This is a genomic window from Microbispora sp. CL1-1, assembly GCF_012034195.1.
Classification (GTDB): Bacteria; Actinomycetota; Actinomycetes; order Streptosporangiales; family Streptosporangiaceae; genus Microbispora.
Genome location: NZ_JAATEK010000014.1, coordinates 1 through 20,395 on the forward strand (window position 1 = coordinate 1; position 20,395 = coordinate 20,395).

At 74.6% G+C, this 20,395-nt stretch carries 7 protein-coding genes; 1 reads left to right on the forward strand and 6 read right to left on the reverse strand.

The features are described from left to right. The 4 genes from HCK04_RS18250 to HCK04_RS18265 all read right to left on the reverse strand — a co-directional run. The coding region (locus HCK04_RS18250) for a hypothetical protein (protein WP_205830422.1) at positions 1-267 on the reverse strand (267 nt) is incomplete at its 3' end. A 54-nt stretch (positions 268-321) separates the two neighbouring features. Next, complete coding sequence (locus HCK04_RS18255) at positions 322-951, reverse strand: DedA family protein (RefSeq protein ID WP_142648557.1); 630 nt, start codon at positions 949-951, stop codon at positions 322-324. A 268-nt stretch (positions 952-1,219) separates the two neighbouring features. Next, on the reverse strand, positions 1,220-1,744 hold the full coding sequence (locus HCK04_RS18260) for a DUF6789 family protein (protein ID WP_185948991.1): 525 nt from the start codon (positions 1,742-1,744) through the stop codon (positions 1,220-1,222). Positions 1,745-1,827: 83 nt separating this feature from the next. Beyond that, positions 1,828-4,812 (reverse strand): LuxR family transcriptional regulator, encoded by a 2,985-nt coding sequence (locus tag HCK04_RS18265; RefSeq protein WP_142648558.1) that lies wholly within the window; start codon positions 4,810-4,812, stop codon positions 1,828-1,830. Positions 4,813-5,164: 352 nt separating this feature from the next. On the opposite strand from HCK04_RS18265, the gene HCK04_RS44245 reads away from it, so the two are divergent. Continuing rightward, positions 5,165-6,313 (forward strand): LuxR family transcriptional regulator, encoded by a 1,149-nt coding sequence (locus tag HCK04_RS44245; protein ID WP_205830423.1) that lies wholly within the window; start codon positions 5,165-5,167, stop codon positions 6,311-6,313. A 2-nt stretch (positions 6,314-6,315) separates the two neighbouring features. Here the strand turns inward: HCK04_RS44245 and HCK04_RS42495 are convergent, their stop codons facing one another. Beyond that, the gene (locus tag HCK04_RS42495; RefSeq protein WP_142648559.1) at positions 6,316-18,507 is read right to left on the reverse strand and encodes a type I polyketide synthase; all 12,192 of its coding nucleotides are present in this window, start codon (positions 18,505-18,507) and stop codon (positions 6,316-6,318) included. Next, a complete protein-coding gene (locus HCK04_RS18320; protein WP_168066041.1) occupies positions 18,504-20,291 on the reverse strand; it encodes a condensation domain-containing protein in 1,788 nt (595 codons plus the stop codon). The genes HCK04_RS42495 and HCK04_RS18320 overlap by 4 nt, the downstream gene beginning before the upstream one ends. Positions 20,292-20,395: the final 104 nt, after the last annotated feature.

Consider the following 20,395-nt stretch of genomic DNA (forward strand, 5'->3'; position numbering starts at 1 on the left):
GGCGGCGACCACGGCCGCGATCGCCGGCCAGGGGACGACCAGGGGAACTGCCGCGCCCGCCTTCTGCGCCAGCCCGGCGCGCATTCCGAGCAGCGCGGGAACGGCCACGACGAGACCGAGCCCGGTGCCGATCGCGGTGACGAGCGCCGCCTCGGCCGCCACCGCCTCGGCCGCCGCCGCCTCGGCCGCCGCCGCCTCGGCCGCCACCGCCTCGGCCGCCACCGCCTCGGCCGCCACCGCCATGGCCAGGCCGCCCGCGACCGACACGGCGCCCGTGATCCACCACGCCGACGACCACCGCCGGGTGCTCGCCGTGCTCGCCTACCTGCGCGCCGCCGTCTGAGCGCGTTCCGGGGACGGCGCGGGCAGACGCCGGGCGGCGCGCCGCTTCCTGAGCCATCTCACCAGCTCGGCGACCGCGGTGATCGACAGCACGATGCCGAGGCCGAGGAGCAGGCCCTTGATCGGGTCGTTCTCGAACGCCATCCCGCCGAAGAAGCCGATCAGCCCGGAGTACACCGCCCACGAGCCCGCCGCGATCGCGTCGAAGAACGTGAACGAGCGCAGCGGATGCCGTACGGCGCCCATGGTGAGCGTGGTCGCGGTGCGCCCGCCGGGGATGTACCTGGCCACGACCAGGACGAGACCGCCCCGCTCGGCCAGCGTGTCGCGCGCCCAGACGAACGGCTTCGTGTTCCGCAGCCTGCCCGCCGACCTGCTGCCGATCAGATAGGAGACGTGGTCACCCGCGCACGCACCGAGAGCCGCGACAACGATGACCAGGGCCAGGTTGGTCTCGCCCGACGCGGCGAACACCGCGGCGGTGATCACCGAGGTCTCGGCCGGAACGACCGGGAAGAACCCGTCGAGCAGCGCCAGGGCGAACAGCGCCACGTACAGCCAGGGCGATGACATCACCTGGTGGACCAGGTCGAGGATGGCGTGCGTCATGGGCGTGACTCCGATCGTTGGACACCCGTAAACCGTGTCGGCCTGGGGGCATCGGAGACATCCGGGAGATCCCGGATCGGACGCGGGCCCATCCCTCAACCGGGATCAGGGCCGGCACCCCGTGAAGCTGGGAACGCCGCAGGTCACGGCACATCGGACTGCACGTCACCGCCTGCATCCACCTGAAGGGCGGGCGGCGGCCCTGCCGGACGGGCCGTCGGCGAGGTATCCCGAAGTCGGCTTCTGGTAACCGGACGAGCGGCCGGAATCAGCGTGCGGCGGCCGGCTCGGGGGTGGGCATGACGCGCCGGACCTGCTCGCGCATGCCGGGCGCGAGCTCGGCCGCCATCTGCCCCTTGTCGGTGCGCAGCCGGTTGAGCGCGAAGGCGAGCGCGGTGCCCCACAGCAGGTGTCCCGCCAGCAGCGCGGCCTGGCGTCCGGGGCGGTCCTTCGGGACCGGCGGGTACGCGCCGATGCTCGGCGCCATGCCCTGATAGCCGAAATACCACACCAGCAACCCGTACGCCGTGCCGATCGGGACGGGCACCCGCTGCCCGGCCGACAGCAGGCCGAGCACAGAACCACAGGAGGAGCCGAACGCGAAGTGCGCGATCGTGCCCAGCACGTTCTCGCCCCTCCTGGGCTTGTCCCGCCCGGAAAGGGACAGCCGTGCGAACCGCCGCGGCGGCGGCTCCTCCAGCAGGCCGGCCCTGTCCGCCGCCATCAGCATCGCGCTGTACACCGCCGTCGCAAGCGCGCCGCCGACGGCGCCGTTCACCAGGTTGCGCATCATGAGGAGGCTTTTCCCACCCGGACCGGATCACCTGCCCTCGCGGTGCCCCGTTCTCGGTAAACAATCAAGGCCCAGCGGCGCGGTCACGATTTCACGGACGTCGCGTAGAGCGCGCGGGCGACCCCGACACGATTGGACACGCCGAGCTTGGCGAAGATCCGCGACAGGTGCATCTCCACGGTCTTCTGGGTGACGTAGAGCCGATCGGCGATCTCCCGGTTCTTCAGCCCTTCGCTGACCAGCCGGGCGATCTGCCGTTCGCGTTCGGTGAGGAGGGCGGCGCCGGGCAGGCCGCCGGGCGGGCCGGAGGGCATCAGCGACTCCGTGACGACGTGCTCGGTCACCGCTGCGGTCATGTCTGTGGCGCTCGTCGGTCGTGCGGCCGGACCGGTGAGCACAGGCTGTTCCCGGCCGCACCTGTTCGCCGCCTCCGCGACGCCTCTGGCCCGCGCCGCGTCCCACGCCAGCCCGGCGGCGTCCAGCGTCGCGGCGGCTTGGAACGCGGCCTTCGCCCCGGCCACCGCCTCGGCCGCCGCATCGGTGGCGGCGAGGACCTGTGCCCGGGCGAGCAGCGCGACGGCCGCGGGCACGGGGGAGTCGAACCGCGCGGCGAGAGCCTCGGCCGCGGTGGCCCATCGGGAGGCCACGTCGGGCCGCCCGGCGTCGAGCGCCGCGCGGGCGAGCAGTTCGTATCGCCGCACCGTCGGACCCGCCGCGCGGTCGTCGCCGGCGATATCGAGCAGACTCCGGCAGCCGTCGGGATCGCCCGCGGCCAGCCTCGCCTCCGCGACCATCTCGGTGGCCAGTGCCCCGGGCCAGCCTCGCACGACCGGCGGGCCGGACGCCGCCAGGCGGCGTCGCAGGGTGTCGAGGTCGCCCACGCGGGCCGCGACCAGGCAGCGCGCCGCCTGCGCGTAGGAGCGGAGGGCGGTGCTCCCCGACAGCCAGGCCGCCTGCGCGGCCTCGTCGGCGCTCTCCTGGGCCGCCGCGAGCCGGTCGCCGGCGCACAGCGCCATGACACGCGCCACCAGCGCCTGGCATTCGACGGCCCACCGGCCCGTCGACCGGCTGACGGCCACGGCACGATCGAGATGCCGAATCGCGTCGTGGGGGCGTTCGAGGAGAAGCGCGGCCCAGCCGATCCAGAGCGGCGCGTCGGGCCGCGCGGCGAGCTCGTCGTCGGTGAGGGCGCCGAGGACCGCGGCGGCCCGGGGGAGTTCGCCGAGTCCTCCCGCCGACGGCGTCGCCGAGAGCACGGCCGCGACGGCGAGCGTCCCCCGGGCCGCGCAGCCCAGCAGGCGAAGGCCGAGCCGATCGGCCATGCGGCAGGCGCGTGCGGCGTCGTCGCACGCCACGGCGGGGTCTCCGCTCGCCGTTTCGAGCCACGCCTGCTCGTACGACAGGATCGCGCGATCGGCCTCGTGCCGGGTGTGCGCGAGCTCGGCGCGTACGAGGATGCGCGCTTCGCCGGATCGGCCCACAGCGTGCAGAAGATGGGCACGCTCCGCGACCACCGTGGTGCGCAGGCCGGAGACGCCGGGCGGGAGCGACCGCAGGGCCTCGCCCAAGGCGTCGGACGCCGGTTCCGGCTGCCCCGCCGACACGCAGGCTCTGCCGAGCGCGAGCAGCAGGCCGACGCGGCCGTCGGGATGATCGTCGTCATCGCCGGGAAGCAGGTCGAGGGCCGCCCGCCGCCATTGGGCCGCCCGCCGGGGACATGTCGCCTCGATCTCGTCGGCGGCCACGGCGAGCAGCGCGACCGCCGTGCGGTCGCGCGAGGTGGCGATTCGCGTGACGTGCGGCGCCCTCTCGACCGCCCTCTCGACCGCCCTCTCGACCGCCCTCTCGACGGGCATCCCGGCGGGCATCTCGGCGGGCATCCCGGTGGCGACGGCGGGCGTCCGGCCGCCGGTCAGCAGGCGGGCCACCCGTGCGTGCGCGGCGAGCCGCCAGCCGGGGCTCACGCCGTGGTAGACGGCGCGGCGCACCAGTGGGTGCCGGAACCCGAAACGTCCGGTGCCCGCCACGAGACGGATGAGGTCGTGGGAGGCGATCTCGTCGATGGCAGGATAGGCGTCGTCCTCGTCGAGCTCGGCGACCGCGGCCACCAACGGCACGGTGAGAGGATCGCCGAGCACCGAACACGCGGCGACGACCAGCCTGCTCGTGTCCGACAGGCGGGCGACCTCGGCGGTCACGCCCGAGGCGAACCACGGCGGCACCGGGGCGATGTCGGCCTCGTCGATGCCGGGCGGGCCGCCGTCCAGCAGATCGGTCAGGGCCGCGAGATAACCCGGATTGCCCTCGCTCGCGCGGTACAGATCCCTGCGCCATCGCACGGGCAGGTCCTCGTCGATCAGCGCGAGGGCGTCGCTCTCCGCCAGCGGTTCCAGGTGCAGACGGGTGAGCTCCCGCGCCGTGTCCGCGGCGGCGCGCAGCCGCGGGGACGCCTGCCGGGGCCGGTGCGCGAAGGCCAGGAGCACAGGGGCGCGCGGCGGCGTGGACAGCAGCCGCGACACCACGTCGATGGTGCCCGCGTCGGCGTGATGCAGATCGTCGAGGACGAGGGCGATCGGCCGCGACGCGGCGAGAGTCTCCAGGAGCATGCGTACGGCGTGGCCGGCGCGGCGGGGCGCGGCGGCCTCCGGCGGCGCGCAGCCGCCCGCGGCAAGGGAGGGAAAGACAGCCGCCAGCACGTCCCCGTGGACCGTCGTCAGCCCCTCTGGCCGTACGCTCCGCATGGTGGCGGAGAGCGGACCGTCCAGAGCGTCGACGATCGCTCCGAACGCCAGATCGCCGTCGGCCGGGTGCGGCCGTCCGGTGAACACGGCGGCTCCCGCCGCCTGTGCGATGCGGGTCACCTCGGCGAGCACCGCGGTCTTGCCGATTCCGGGATCTCCGCTGATTTCGACGAGAGCGGAGCGGCCCTCCGACAAGCGGGAAACGGCCGCTTCGATCTCCCGGTGTTGTGCCTCCCGTCCGATGAGCGGACCCGCCGACCGACATCGATTCGGCGCCGCAGCGGTCGTGTTTTCGGGTGCCGGATACCACCCTGACAGCGCACTCATTTCTGTCACTCAATGGCCTCGCACTCTTGTCGCGGTGCTTGCTAACCGGATTTCGGGCACGGTTGTGAAACGATCGGAGGGGTTGTGGGAGCGCTCCCACAATGTTTACAGAATTGTCCGCGGAATGTCAGTGGCCGCTGAGTGGCAAGAAATGTCCTGGCAGGTTGTTGTCAGCCGCCTGCTTTGGCCTGCGTCGTGAAAGTGGCGCCGCCGCCCGCGCGTCCACGCTCCGTAAGGGTGCGGCGACGTGGTGTGGGACCGGTCCACAAGTCCGCCGACATGCTCCGGTTGCCAAAGCAGATGGCAACCGGAGCCGCGGAGACGGGTCGGCGGGCCAGCCTTAATATGACGGGTGTCCGGCAGGCTGCCGCGGCCTTCTGTGCCGGATAACTGCCATGTGACGCGGTACAGCGATCTGCCGGCGGTGTACGAGGGAAATGGCATGTGGATTCGCAGGCATTGCCGTAATAGCGTGTTGCAGGGTTTCGGTTTGGACGCGACCAGCGAATCGGTTTACCTCACCATCCTGGCCGAGCCCGACAGCACGGTCGCCGACCTGGCGCTGCGGCTGGACCTGGACGAGGATGACGTCCGGGCCGCGCTGGACTGTCTGCGACGGCTCTCGCTGTTGCGGCCGTCGCGGGATAGCCCGGGGGCGTTGTGCCCGGTGAGCCCGGAAATCGCCTTGGAAGCCCTCGTCAAACACCAAGAGGCCGAGCTGGTCCGGCAGCAGAACCAGATCGCGGAGAGCCGGGCGGCGATCGCCGTGCTGGCGGCCGAGTATGCGATCACGCGGCACGCGTCCGGCGACGTCCTCGAACGCCTCGCGGACATCGACGCGGTCCGTGAGCGGTCGGTGCAACTGGCGCGTGACGCGCGCCACGAGTTCCTGTCCCTGATGCCGATCGGCGCGCAGTCCGCCGAGGGCATGACGGCGAGCCGGTCGGCGGACACGCAGATGCTGGAACGCGGAGTGGACGTGCGCACCCTCTGCCTCGACACGATCGATCGGGATCCGGCCACGTCGGGGTACGCTCACCGGCTCATCCGGCTCGGCGCCCGGGTGCGCACCGTTCCGGTGCTGCCCATCCGGATGATCATCGTGGACCGGGAGGTGGCGATGGTCCCGGTCGACTCGGAGCGCACCGCGCTGGGCGCGGTCCTGGTCCGCGGCGCGGGCATCGTCGTGGCGATGCGCACGCTGTTCGACCTGCTGTGGGAACGCGGCCGGGACTTCGGCGCGCCCCGGGCGCGCGACCGCCACGGCCTCACCGGCCAGGAGCGCGAACTGCTGAGGTTCCTGTACGAGGGGCACACCGACGAGGTGGTCGCGCGCAAACTCGGGATCTCCATCAGGACGTGCCGCCGGATCACGGCCGACCTGATGAACCGGCTGGGCGCCCGCAGCCGGTTCCAGGCCGGGGCACAGGCGGCGGAACGCGGCTGGTTCCACTACCCCGTGCCCGAAACCGACGTGTGCCTGGACGCGCCGTTGTCGTGACGTCACGCGTCCACCGGCCGGCGCTCCCCGGGCAGCCGGTCGCGCAGGTGATCGACCAGAGCCGCAGGTGTCGGATGGTCGAACGCGACGTTCGCCGGCAGGGCCAGCCCGCTGGCGGACGCCAGGCGGTTGCGCAATTCCACGATCATGAGCGAGTCGAGGCCGAGCTCGAACAGGGTGGCGTCCGGCTCGATCGCTTCGGCGGAATGGCCGCTGACCTCGGCGACGTGCCCGACGACCAGGTCGAGGAGGAACGCGTCGCGTTCGTCCGGCGACAGGCCGGACGGCATCGGCGAGGCCGCGGCGTCCCGCGTGGCCTCCCCTCCGGCGCGTGCCGCCGCGAGGTCCAGATCGGCCGGCATGAGCAGCGGCTCGGCCACCGTGAGGGCGTCGTCGAACAGGCCCAGCCCGTCTTCGGCCGGCATCGGCCTGATCCCGGCGCGCCGCATCCGTTCGAGATCGGCCTGCCCGAGGCCGCCGCCCATGCCGTCGGCGTCCCACAGCCCCCACGCGAGTGACGTCGCGGGCAGCCCGAGGGAGCGGCGGTGGTGGGCGAGGGCGTCGAGAAAACCGTTGGCCGCCGCGTAGTTCGCCTGACCCGCGGTGCCGAGCACGCCCGCCACGGAGGAGAACAGCACGAAGGCGTCCAGGTCGAGTGTGCGGGTGAGCTCGTGGAGATGCCACGCGCCGTCGGCCTTCGGCCGCATGACGGCGTCGACCTGCTCCGAGGAGAGCGCGGTGACCACGGCGTCGTCGAGCACGCCGGCGGCGTGGACGACCGCGGTGAGCGGGTGATCCTCCGGGACCGCGGCGAGCAGGGCCTCCACGGCGGCGCGGTCGGCGACGTCGCAGGCGACGACCCTGACCTCGGCGCCGTGGGCGGCCAGTTCGGCGACGAGCGCGCCGGCACCCTTCGCGGCGTCACCCCGGCGGCTCGCCAGGATCAGGTGGCGCACGCCGTGCTCGGTGACGAGGTGCCGGGCGAACAGCGCGCCAAGGCCGCCGGTGCCCCCGGAGACGAGCACGGTGCCGCCCGGATCGAGGTGCCGGCCGGTCCGGCCCGTGATGAGCGACACCTGTGCCGGCTCCGGCAGGTGGAGGATTCCGTTGCGTACGGCGACCTGCGGCGCACCGGTGGCCACCGCCTCCGCGATCGCGTCCTCCGACTCGGGCGCCCCGTCGACGTCGACGAGCGTGAACCGGCCCGGATGCTCGGCCTGGGCCGAGCGGATCAGGCCCCAGGACGCGGCGTTGGCGAGGTCCTCGACCGGGTCGGTGGGGAGGGCGGCGACCGCGTGCCGCGTGACGAAGACCAGCCGGACGCCGGCGACGGTGTCGTCGGAGAGCCACCGCTGGGCGATTTCCAGCGTGCGGCGGGTGGCGCGGCGGGCGGCGGCGGGCGTCATGTCGTCCGGCGGCAGCGGTACGACCACGCCGGCCGGCGGCTCCGCCTGCGCCGCGATCGCCGCCCGCGCGGCGGACGGGTCGCCACCGGGCACCGTGACGACAGGGCGCGATCGGCCGCGCGGCGGCTCGGCGGCCTGCCAGGCGATGCGGTGCAACGCCGCTCGGCGGCCGGACGAGCTTCCGAGCTGCTTCGGCGAGACGGGCAGCATGACCAGCGACTCGACGACGACCGCCGGGCGGCCGGTCTCGTCCCACGCGGTGATCGACACCGCGCCCGGGCCGGCGGGCGAGACGCGCACCAGCAGCTCGCGCGCGCCGTTCCCGGATATGGCGACCCCGTTCCAGATGAATGGGATGCGCGGCCTCGGGGTGCCGTCTCCGCCGTCGGTGATCAGGTCGATGAGCGGCTCCGGCGCGCCGTCGAGGCCCAGCCCGTGCATCACCGCGTCCAGGAGGGCCGGATGCAGGTCGAACAGGCCGGAGCGAAGGCGCGGGTCCTCCGGCAGCCGGAGCTCCGCGTAGAGATCGTCGCCGTGCCGGAAGGCGGCGCGCAGGTTCTGGAACACCGGACCCCAGCCGTAGTGGCCGCGGGCGTTGAACCGCTGGTAGAAGTCGCCGACCTCGATCGGGATCGCGCCGTCGGGGACGCCGCCCCGACCCGTCGCCGCGTCCTTGGCGCGCCGTGCCGGGACGCCGGAGGTCCGGGCAGGCCCGAGGACGCCGGTGGCCAGTTGCGACCAGGGACGCCCGCGTGAGGCGGTCGCGCTTCTGCACCGCAGGGAGAACTCCCGCCGCCCGGCCGGGTCGGCGGGCCCGGTCCGCAGCTGGAGCTCGATCCTGCCGTCCGGCGGGACGATCAGCGGTGCCTTGTGGGTCAGCTCGACGACCTCGGCGCAGCCGGTCTGCCGGGCCGCCCACGCGGCGAGCTCCAGGAACGTCACACCCGGCACGACGACGTGACCATGCACCTCGTGGTCCGCGAGCCACGGCTGCGTACGCGCCGAGATGCCGCCGGTGAACAGCATGCCGCCGTCGTCGAGTTCGATGGCCTGGCTGGCCAGGGGGTGGCGCTCGGCCGCCGGCGGTTCGTCGCCGGCGCGGCCGCGGCCGGAGGCCGGCAGCCAGAACCGGCGATCGTCGAAGGCATACGTGGGGAGGTCGACGGGCGTGCCCGTCCCGCTGGGAAGGAGGTTCCGCCACTCGACGGCCTGGCCCTGGCAGTACGCCTCCGCCAGCGCGGCGGTCAGGCCCCGCACCGCGTCGTGTGCGGGGCCGAGCACCATGACATGGCCGGTCCCGGCCTCGGTGAGCAGCCGGACGCCGTCGGAGGGCGTGGTCGCCTCCCCGCGGATCCAGTGCTCGGAGAGGGCCAGGTCTCCGGCGGTGACGAGCCGGCCGGTCGAGGGGGAGACCATCGATATGGCGGGCTCGCCGAACCGGATGCCGTCCACGACCGCGCGGAACTCGCGGAGCGCCGCCTCCTCGCCGGGCCATCGGCTGAGCCGGCCGAGGGCGGTGACCAGAGCCGCGGCGTCGGAAAGGGACAGGGTTCCGGCGACGTACGCGGCGGCGGGCGCGCCGCACCCGATGCCGAGCACGCACTCGGGCACCGGTCCGAGGTGGCCGAGCAGCCGGGTGAGCGCGACGTCGAACGCGAACCGCGCGGCGTACGCGTGGGCGGAGCGGCCGTCCTTGAGCGTGTCCGGGGCGTCGCGTAGCACGTCGCGCAGGGGCTCGTCCAGATGGACGTCCAGCGCGGCGCAGGCGGCGTCGAACTCGGCGGCGAACACGGGGAACGCGTCGTGCAGGTCGAGCGCGGCACCGGTCTCCCCGGCGCTCTCGCCGGAGTAGAGGAAGCCCGTCGGCGCCGTCTTCGCGACCCCGCGCACGACGCCGGGATGCTCCTCGCCGGCGGCGAGACGGTCGAGCGCCTCGACGCGCTCCGTGTGGGTCCGGCCGCTGACGGCGGCGCGGTGCTCGAACGCGTGCCGGGTGGTGACGAGCGCGTGGGCGATGTCATCGGGGGACAGCTCCGGGTGACGCCGGGCGAAGTCCCGGAGCCGGGCGGCCTGCGCCCGCAACGCCGTCTCGGACCGCGCCGAGACGAGCCACGGCACAGGAATCGGGACCGGGACCGGCATCGGCACCGGTTCGCCGGGTCGAGCCCCGGACGCGTGCTCGGACGTCCCTTCCTGCGGAGCCTGCTCGATGACGACGTGGGCGTTGGTGCCGCTGATGCCGAACGACGACACCGCGCCGCGGCGCGGCCGGCCCGTGCCGGGCCAGGCGGTCGGCTCGGTCACCAGGCGGAGCGCCCCCGAGGACCAGTCGACGTGCGGGGTGGGCCGGTCGACGTGCAGGGTCTTCGGCACCGTGCCGTGCCGCATCGCCATGACCAGCTTGATGACGCCGGCCATTCCGGCCGCCGCCTGCGTGTGCCCGATGTTGGACTTCACCGATCCCAGCAGCAGCGGCGTCCGCGCGTCCCGGTCCCGGCCGTACGCGGCGAGCAGCGCCCCGGCCTCGATGGGGTCGCCGAGCGTGGTGCCGGTGCCGTGCGCCTCCACGACGTCCACCTCGGCCGGTTCGAGCCCGGCGGCGGCGAGCGCCTGCCCGATCACCTGTTCCTGCGCCGGCCCGTTGGGCGCGGTCAGCCCGTTGCTCGCGCCGTCCTGGTTGACGGCGCTGCCGCGGATGAGGCCGACGATCCGGTGGCCGTTGCGGGTGGCGTCGGACAGCCGTTCGAGCAGGAGCACCGCGGCCCCCTCACCCCACGCCGTCCCGTCGGCGGCGGCGGCGAACGGCTTGCACCGGCCGTCGGCGGCCAGCCCGCGCTGCCTGCTGAACTCGGTGAAGACCATGGGGGTGGCCATCACGGTGGCCGCGCCGGCCAGCGCCATGCCGCACTCCCCGGAACGGAGGGCCCGGACGGCGAGGTGCAGGGCGACCAGGGACGACGAACACGCGGTGTCCACCGTCAGCGCCGGTCCGCGCAGGCCGAGGGTGTAGGCGATGCGGCCGGAGTTCACGCTCGCCGCCGTACCGGTCAGCAGGTGGCCGGCGACGTCCTCGGGAACGTGCCCGCCGTCGCCGCCGTACTGGTGTGACGAGGCTCCGACGAAGACGCCGGTGTCGCTGTCGCGCAGGGTGGCGGGGTCGATCCCGGCGCGCTCCAGGGCCTCCCAGGCGAGCGTGAGCAGCAGCCGCTGCTGCGGGTCCATCGCGAGGGCCTCGCGCGGGCTGATGTCGAAGAAGGCGGGATCGAACTCCCCGGCGTCGTGGAGGAAGCCGCCGAGGTTCGTGTACGACGTGCCGGGCCGTGCGCTCTCCGGGTCGTACAGGCCGTCGAGGTCCCATCCGCGGTCGGCGGGAAACTCCGACACCGCGTCGGAGCCGGCCATGAGCAGGTCCCACAGGTCCTCCGGGGAGCGCACGCCGCCCGGATAGCGGCAGGACATGGCGACGATCGCGATGGGGTCCTCGGACACGGGCGGCGCGGCGCCGGCCGGGCCCGTGACGGGGGCGCGCTCGCCGGTGAGCTCGGCGTACAGGTGATCGGCGACCGCGGCCGGCGTCGGGTGGTCGTACGCGAGCGTGGGGGGAAGCGCCAAGCCTGTGGCGGCGGTGAGCCGTTCCGGCAGCTCGACGGTCATCAGCGAGTCGAACCCGAGGTCGCGGAACGGCCGGTTCGGGTCGGTCTCGTCGGCGGAGTCGCCGCAGATCGCCGCCGTGTGGCCCAGCACCACCTGCAGAATCCGCGGGCGCCGTCTGGCGGCGGGCAGGGCCGCGAGCTCCTCTCGCAGCCCCGGGCCGGGCGTCCGGTCCGGCGCGTCCGCCGGAGCGCGCGGCGTCTCCCTGCTTTGGGCCTCCCGCGCCGCCGCGAGGTCGTCCAGCAGCGGACGGGTGCGCCCTGCGGTGAACGGCGGCACGAACCGCTCCCAGGCGATGTCGGCGACGGTCAGGCAGGTCTCGTCGTCGTCGAGGGCGGCCTGGAGGGCGGCGATCGCCTTCTCAGGCGGCATCGCCTCGATGCCGTGCCGTGCGAGGTGCCGGGCGAACGCGGGGTCTTCACCCATTCCCGGGCCCTCCCACAGTCCCCAGGCGAGCGAGGTCGCGGAGCGGCCCAGCGCGCGGCGCCGCTCGGCCAGGGCGTCGAGGAAGACGTTGGCCGCCGCGTACGCGGCCTGGCCGGTGGTGGCCCACAGGCCGGTGCCGGCGATCGAGGAGAACAGCACGAAGGCGTCGAGCGCGGTCGCGCCGAGCAGGTCGTCCAGGTTGGCGGCACCGGCCGCCTTGGAGCAGGCCGCCGCGAGCTCGTCCGCCGTGAGCTCCGCGATCGGGACGCGCCGACCGACTCCCGCCGTGTGGAACACCGATGTGATGGGGCCGTGTCCGGCGTTGACGGTGGCGATCAGATCGGCCAGCGCGGCGCGGTCGGCCACGTCGCAGGAGGCGATGGTGACGGCGGCGCCGTGCCCGGTGAGCTCCTTTTCGAGTGCCTCGGCGCCGGGCGCGGACCGGCCCCGGCGACTGACCAGCACCAGGTGTTCGGCGCCCGCGGCGGCCAGCCATCGGGCGACGTGCGTGCCAAGACCGCCGGTGCCGCCGGTGATCAGGACGGTCCCGCGGGGACGCCAGGGCTCGGCCGCGGACGTGGGCCGCGGCGCGGTCGCCAGGCGGCGTCCGAACAGCCCGGCGGGGCGTATCGCGATCTCCTCTTCGTGCCCCGGTGCGGTCAGCGCCGTACGCACCAGATGCGCGCACCGGGTGTCGGCCGGGAGGTCGACCAGGCCGCCCCACATCCGCGGGTGTTCCAGGGCGACGGATCGGCCGAGCGCCCAGATCTGCGCCTGGGCGGGATTCTCCACCGGATCCGTGGGGCCGGTGCCGACCGCCCCGCGCGTGAGCATCCACAGCGGGACGCCGAGCGCGGCGACGGCCAGGGCCCGCACCAGCGTCAGCGACGCGGACAGGCCGCGGGAGATCTCCGGGTGACGCGGGTCCGTGCGGTCGTCGAGCGCCAGCAGCGACAGCACCCCGCCCGGCGCGGCGCCGCCGCCGAGCGCGGCGCGCAGCCGCGACGCGAGCGCCTCCGGGCCGCTCTCGCCGCCGTCGTCGGCGATCACGCGGACGTCCGCGCCTCCGTCGCCGAGGACGCTCGCACACGCGGTCACCCACTCGTGGCCGGCGTACCCGGCCGGAACCACCACGAGCCAGGTGCCGCGCGGAGCGGGAGCCACCGTCATGGGGATCGGCCGCCAGACGATGCGGTAGCGCGACCCGTCGCGGACGGCCGGGGACGGTTGCGATCCGGACGTGGCGGTCAGCCAGAACCGCCGGTGCTGGAAGGGGTAGGTCGGCAGGTCAACGCAGGCGTCCGGCCGCCCGGGCCGTCCGGGCCGTCCGGGCCGTCCGGGCCGTCCTGGGCGGCCCGGGGGCAGGGTGACGCCGGCGGTGCGGGCGCGCGCCCAGCCGAGGGCCCGGTCGGCGGTCTCGGCCTCGGGGCGCCCGCGCTGCAGGACGGACATGAACTCCGGCGCCGCGCCGGGCTCGGCGGCGGGGCCGGGCTCGGCCGCCGGGGCGGCGAGAGTGACCCGCGCGAGCGGGGCGAGCACGGCGTCGGGGCTCAGCTCCAGATAAGAGGTGACGCCCTGTTCGGCGAGCCGGCGGACGCCGTCGAGGAAACGCACCGCCTGGCGCGCGTGCCGGGCCCAGTAGGCGGGCGAGCGCAGCTCCTCCGGGGTGGCGATCCGGCCGGTGAGGTTGGAGACGACGGGGATGGCGGGCGGCCGGAAGGCCAGGCCGGACGCGACCGCGATGAGGTCGTCGAGCATGCCGTCCATGTGCGGCGAGTGGAAGGCGTGGCTGACGTCCAGCCGCCGGGTCGCCCAGCCCAGCTCCGCGCAGCGCCGGGCGACGGCGAGCACGGCGTCGGTGTCGCCGGAGACGACGACCGAGGCCGGGCCGTTGACGGCCGCGACGCCGACCCTGTCCTCCTGGCCGGCGAGCAGCCCGAGCACGGCGTCCTCCGAGGCCCGGATCGACACCATCGCGCCGCCCTGCGGCAGCTCCTGCATCAGCCGCCCGCGCGTGGCCACCAGCGTGGCGGCGTCGGCCAGGGAGAGCACGCCCGCGACGTGAGCGGCGGCGAGCTCGCCGATCGAGTGGCCGATGAGATAGTCCGGGGTGATGCCGTGCTCCCGGGCCATCGCGTACAGCGCGGTCTCCAGGGCGAACAGCGCCGGTTGGGTGTAGCGGGTCTGGCCGAGCAGCTCCGCGCCGGCCGATCCGGCGGGCGCCCACATGACGTCGCGCAGCGGCAGGTCCAGATGCGCGTCCAGGTGTGCGCACGCCTCGTCGAGCGCGGCCGCGAAGACCGCGGACGCCTCATAGAGCTCACGGCCCATGCCGGGCCGCTGGCTGCCCTGCCCGGCGAACAGGAAGGCGGTCTTGCCTGCCGGGCCGGCGGCGCGGAGCACGCCGGGAGCGGTCTCACCGGCGGCGAGCGCGCCGAGGCCGGCCAGCAGGCCCGATCGGCCGGCCGCCGTGATCACGGCACGGTGCTCGAAGACGGTGCGGCCCGACGCGAGGGCGTGCGCGACGGCGTCGGTGTCGAGCCCGGGGCGGGCGGCCACGTAGTCCCTGAGCTGCTGCGCCTGCGCCCGGAGGGCCGGCTCGGTCTTGGCCGAGACCAGCCAGGCCGCGGGCGGGCCGTCGTCCGCGTGCGCGGTTTCCGGGGCGGCCGGGGCCTGCTCGACGATGAGGTGCGCGTTGGTGCCGCTGATGCCGAAGGACGAGACCGCCGCGCGGCGGGGGCGGCCGGTGTCCGGCCAGGCGGCCGGCTCGGTCAGGAGCCGGACGGCGCCGGAGGACCAGTCCACACGGGGGGTGGGCTTGTCGACGTGCAGGGTCATGGGCAGGAGCCCCGCGCGCATGGCCATGACCATCTTGATGACTCCGGCGGCGCCCGCGGCGGCCTGGGAGTGCGCGATGTTGGACTTCACCGAGCCGAGCAGCAGCGGCCGGTCGGCCCGCCGGCCCTGGCCGTAGGTGGCCAGCAGGGCCTCGGCCTCGATCGGGTCGCCGAGCGAGGTGCCGGTGCCGTGCGCCTCGACGGCGTCCACGTCCGCGGGTCCGAGCCCGGCGGCGGCCAGGGCCGCGCGGATCACCCGCCGCTGGGCGGGGCCGCTGGGCGCGGTCAGCCCGTTGCTGGCGCCGTCCTGGTTGACGGCGCTGCCGCGGATCAGCGCCAGGACCGGATGGCCGTTCCGCCGCGCGTCCGACAGCCGTTCGAGCACCAGCAGCGCCGCGCCCTCGCCCCAGCTCGTGCCGTCCGCCGCGGCGGCGAACGGTTTGCACCGGCCGTCGGCCGCGAGCCCGCGTTGCCGTCCGAACTCGGTGTACATCGTGGGAGAGGCCATGACGGTCACGCCGCCGGCCAGGGCCAGGCCGGTTTCGCCCAGCCGCAGCGCCTGGCAGGCCATGTGCACCGCGACCAGCGACGACGAGCAGGCCGTGTCGACGGTCACCGCCGGGCCGCCGAGGCCGAGCGTGTAGGCGATGCGGCCGGAGATGACGCTGCCGGTGCCACCGGTCATGAGGTAGCCCTTGAGCTCGTCGGGCCCCTCGTGCCCGCGCGGGCCGTACTCCTGCGGGATGGCGCCCACGTAGACGCCGGTGTCGCTGCCCGCGAGCGTCCCGGCGGGGATCCCGGCCCGTTCCAGGGCCTCCCAGGTGACTTCGAGCATCAGCCGTTGCTGCGGGTCCATCGCCAGCGCCTCGCGCGGCGAGATGCCGAAGAAAGCGGCGTCGAAGCCGGCCGCGTCCGCCAGGAATCCGCCCACGGCGGGGATCCGCCAGCCACGGTCGGCGGGTACGCCGGAGACGGCGCAGACGCCGGACTCCACCAGACGCCACAGATCCTCGGGGGAGCGTACGCCGCCGGGGAACCGGCAGGCCATCGCCACTATGGCGATCGGCTCGCCGGCCTCGGCCTCGGCCTTGGCCGCGGTGGTGGTGGCCGCGGTGGTGGTGGTCGCGGTGGTCGTCGTAGTCGTCGGAGCCGCCGCGCCCGGCGTCGTCTCGGCCAGGCGCCCCGCCAGATGTTCGCCGATGGCCATCGGCGTGGGATGGTCGAAGATCAGCGTCTCCGGCAGGCGCAGCCCGGTCGCGGCGCTCAGGCGGTGGCTCAGCTCGACGCCGGTGACGGAGTCGAGGCCGAGGTCGCCGAAGGCGCGCCGCACGTCGACGGCCTCCGGCGCCGAGTGCCCGAGGACGTCGGCGACCTGCGCGCGGACGAGCCCGATCGCCGCCTCGCGCCGTTGCGCCTCCGGCAGGCCGGACATCACGTGCCTCCACCCGTCGGCGTCGTCGGCCCGGGTCGGCGACGTGACGGCGGCGGCCGGCGCGATCCAGTGCGACGTGCGCTGGAAGGCGTAGGTCGGCAGGTCGACCAGGGCCGTCTCGTCTCCGAAGACGGCGGACCAGTCGACGTCCGCCCCGTGCACGTGGGCCAGGGCGATCGAACGCAGCACACCGGCGCGGTCGGGCCCGGCGGCGAGAACCGTGCCGGCCTCCCTGCCGGCCTCCCTGCCGACGTCCATGCCGTCGTCCTCGCGGGACGCGTCGAGCGCGGCCTGTATCGCGCCGCTCAGCAGGGGGTGCGCCGCGGCCTCGATGAAGACCCGGTGCCCCTCGCGGACCAGGGCGCCGATCAGAGCGCTGAGCCCATCGGGGGCGTCCTCGGATGCGGAGCCGACGTCGGCCCGGTCGAGCCGGCCGGCCGTACGCGTCGAGTAGCAGGGGATGCCGCCTGGCAGGCCCGGGGAGAGCGCGCCCGGTCCGCGCCCCGCGCCCCCGGCGATCAGCTCGGCGCCCTCGCCGAGGCTCAGCAGACCGGCCGCGCAGGCGGCCGCGATCTCTCCGTCGCGGTGGCCGACGACCGCGTCGGGGCGGACGCCGGACGACCGCAGCGTCGCGGCGAACGCCACCGCGACGGCCCACGACAGGGACCGGGCGACCTCCGGCGTCTCGGCGGGGGGCGCTCCGGGCGCGTTCCGCACCACGTCGCGCGGCGACCAGCCGGTGAACCGCGCGAGCGCCTCGGCGCACTCGTCCAGGTGGCGGCGGAACGTCCGCCCGAGGGGCGTGGCCGCGTCCATCAGACCGCCCGGGGCGGTGAGCCGGTCGAGGACGTCGCCGGATGACGTCCCGGAGAACACGAGGACCAGCTTGGCCTCCTCACCGGCGTCCCCCCGGATGAGATTCCCGGCCGGCGCGCCCTGCGCCGCCGCCGCGAGGCCCGTCAGGAACTCCGCGGGATCGGTGCCCAGGATGACGGCGCGCTCCCGCAGCGGCGCCCGGGTCATGGCGAGCGAGCGCGCCACGTCCGCCGGTGCGAGCCGCAGGTCCGCCTCGGCGAACTTCCGGAGCCGTCCGGCCTGGGCACGCAGGGCCTGCCCGGTCGCCGCCGAAAGCACCCACGGGAGAAGCAGGCCGTCGGCGGCGGCGCGCGCCACCGGACGGCGCGGCGGAGCCTCGCCCAGCACGACGTGGCAGTTGGCGCCGCCCATGCCGAACGCGGAGACGCCCGCCACCAGCGGACGGTCGGGCTTCGGCCAGGGGGACAGCGTGGTCTGGACCCGCAGGCCCAGCCGCTCCAGCGGGATCGCGGGATTCGGCGTGACGAAGTTGAGGCTCGGCGGGAGCTCCCGGTGCGCGAGGCTGAGGGCCACCTTGAGCAACCCCACGATTCCCGCGGCGCCTTCCAGATGCCCCACGTTGGTCTTGACGGATCCGACGGCCAGCCGGTCGCCGTCCGGCCGCCCCGTCCCCAGGACCGCGCCGAGCGCGGCCGCCTCGATCGGATCGCCGACCCGCGTGCCGGTGCCGTGCAGCTCGACGTACTGGACCTCGTGCCGGCCGACGCCCGCGCGGCGCGTCGCCAGGTCGATCACCCGCTCCTGTGCCTCGCGGTTCGGGACGGTCAGCGCGCCGGCGCTCCCGTCGTGGTTCACGGCGCTGCCGAGGATCACGCAGTGCACGCGGTCGCCGTCGGCCTCGGCGAGGCGCAGCGGCTTGAGGACGACGGCCGCGGCGCCCTCGCCGCGGACGTACCCGTTGGCGCGGGAGTCGAAGGTGAAGCAGCGTCCGTCGGGCGACAGCGCGCCGAACCGCTCCGCGCCGACCGTGCTCTCGGGCACGATGGTCAGGTTGACCCCGCCGACGATCGCCAGCTCCGCCTCCCCGCCGCGCAGGCTCTCGCAGGCGAGGTGGACGGCCAGCAGCGACGAGCACTGGCCGCTGTCCACGGCGAAGCTCGGGCCGCGCAGGCCGAGGTGGTGGGAGATCCGGTTGGCGATGAGGCCGCGGTTGGAGCCGGTCAGGGTGTGGTGGCTGATCCCGGACGGCCCGTCGCGGTGGAGCACCGTGTCGTAGTCGGCGGACATCGTGCCGACGAACACGCCGACCGGGTGATCCTTGATCGAGGTCGGCGCGATCCGAGCGTTCTCCAGGGACTCCCAGGCGAGCTCCAGCATGAGCCGGTGCTGCGGGTCCATGGCGGCGGCCTCGACCGGCGGGATCCCGAAGAACTCGGCGTCGAACTCGTCGATCCCTTCGAGGAACCCGCCTCGCCGGTGTTCCGGTGCGGCCTCCGGCCGGCCGGGAGGCGGATCGGTGATCGCGTCCGTGCCCGACCGCAGCAGCCGCCAGAACGCGTCCGGGTCGGGTGCCTGGGGGAGCCTGCAGGCCAGGCCGATCACGGCGATCGGTTCGACGTGGCTCACCGCTGCTCCTTCCGGCCGTCGCCTTCGGCGAGGACGGGTCTGCGGCGCCAGGCCGCCGGGTCGTCCGGATCCTCGGGAGGCCCGGCACAGATCACGTACCGGCCGGGAGCCATCGCGGTGTATCGGCCCGTCAGCATGCTCATGCAGGCCTCGTGAGCCTCCCGGGGGGTACGTACGGGGCCGCCGGCGGTGACGTAGGCGGTCAGGACGGTGCGGCCGTGGTCGTCCGGGGCGGCGAACACCCGGGCCGGCACCCGGACGGCGTCGTCGACCAGTCGCTGCACCTCCGGCAGCTCGATCCAGCAGCCGTCCACCCGCTGCCACTCCGGGCCGCGGACGACCGGTGTCAGGCCGGTGATCTCGGTCATGCGGCGGAGATCCACATCTCCGGTGGCCGCCTCGGCCAGCAGCCGGTCGATCCCGAGCAGCAGCGACTCGATCTCGGCCGCGGGCACCAGATCGGCGTGACCGGTGGTGAGGCCGAGCAGCGGCTCGCCGTCGGAGTCGATGACCCGCAGCAGGAGCAGCACCCGGAAGTACGGCGGCACATGCCAGCGGAGGGTGGTCCGGTCGAGCGCGGCCTGCGCCTCCTCCGGCGGCCCGGCCGGCCGGACCTGGCTCTCGAAGAGGTTGATGTTGCAGGCGCAGTCCCGCTGGAACAGCACGCCGCGGCGATCGCCTATCTCGGCCTGCAGATTCTGGAGCAGTTTGACGTCGTACAGCCCGTGCATTGCCGCCCGGAGCGTCCCGCTGCCGGCCCGCCGGATCAGCTGGTCGAAGCTGGTGGTGTCGGCATCGACCGCGAGCAGAGTGTCCTGCGCCAGGGTGCCGACGTAGTCGTGCAGGTCGCGGCCGATCCGGTTGTTCGCCAGCGAGGCGAACACCAGGTCGGTGTTGCCGGTGCGCCAGGCGAGCACCGCGCAGAACGCGGCCGAGAGCACCATGGGGAGGGTGGTCTGGGTGCGCGCCGCGACGTGCGGCAGCGCGAGCCGCAGCGCGGGCGAGTCGAGCCAGCAGCCGAGCGGGGCGCCCTCGCCGGAGGCGGAGCCCGGCACCGCGTAGGCGTGGCGCACGTCGCGTTCGGCGCCGCCGGCCGGCCGGGGCATCGCGTACACGCTCTGCGGCATCCGCGACATGTGCTGCCCCCAGTATCGGAGCGACGCCTCGGCGCGGCGCCGGCCGCGCGGGGAGTGCTCGACGGCCGCCTGGTCGACCGGCTGGTGCGTACGCGGCCCGGCGCGGCGCTCGGCGGGATGGCGGATCATGTGGTCGAACTGCCGCACGACCACGGCCAGGCTCTCGCAGTCGACCGCCAGGTGGTTGCACGCGATGAGGACCAGCCGGATGGCGCCGTCGTGCACGGCGACCGCCGCGCGGAGCATCGGGTTCCCCATCTCGTCCACGGGCCTGGCCTGGAGCGCCGCGATGAGATCGGTGACCTCCTCCGGGTCGACGGGCGACCCGGCGTCGGCCTTGGTCTCGTACACGTCGACGGCCACCCGGCCCGATCCCGACACGCGCTGGCGTGCCGAATCGCCGGTGACGCAGGACGTCCGCAGCGACTCGTGGCGCTCGACCAGGGCCGCGAGCGTCTCGGCCACGTCGTCGAGCGTGGTCCCGTCCGGCACCGTGACGGCCCACTCCATCATCCGGTAGAGCCCGGCTCGCGTGTCGTCGCCGAGCCATTCGAGGGTGTTGATCTGCCCGAGCGTCAACGGCCCCTCCACCGCGCGTTCTCCGGCGTATTCAACAAGCATGCGCTCGGTGAAAGTCAGGTCACCCATGCCGCCTCCTGAGAACTCAGCACCCGGGCGTTTTACGAATTTGATGCGGAGAGTAATTTTCCGGCGGACCGGCGGCATATTGGGGAAACCCCTATATCTCCCGT

Coding starts and splice junctions, on each gene's coding strand:
- HCK04_RS18255 (WP_142648557.1), bottom strand. CDS start 951: ATGACGCACGCCATCCTCGACCTGGTCCACCAGGTGATGTCATCGCCC.
- HCK04_RS18260 (WP_185948991.1), bottom strand. CDS start 1,744: ATGATGCGCAACCTGGTGAACGGCGCCGTCGGCGGCGCGCTTGCGACG.
- HCK04_RS18265 (WP_142648558.1), bottom strand. CDS start 4,812: ATGAGTGCGCTGTCAGGGTGGTATCCGGCACCCGAAAACACGACCGCT.
- HCK04_RS18320 (WP_168066041.1), bottom strand. CDS start 20,291: ATGGGTGACCTGACTTTCACCGAGCGCATGCTTGTTGAATACGCCGGA.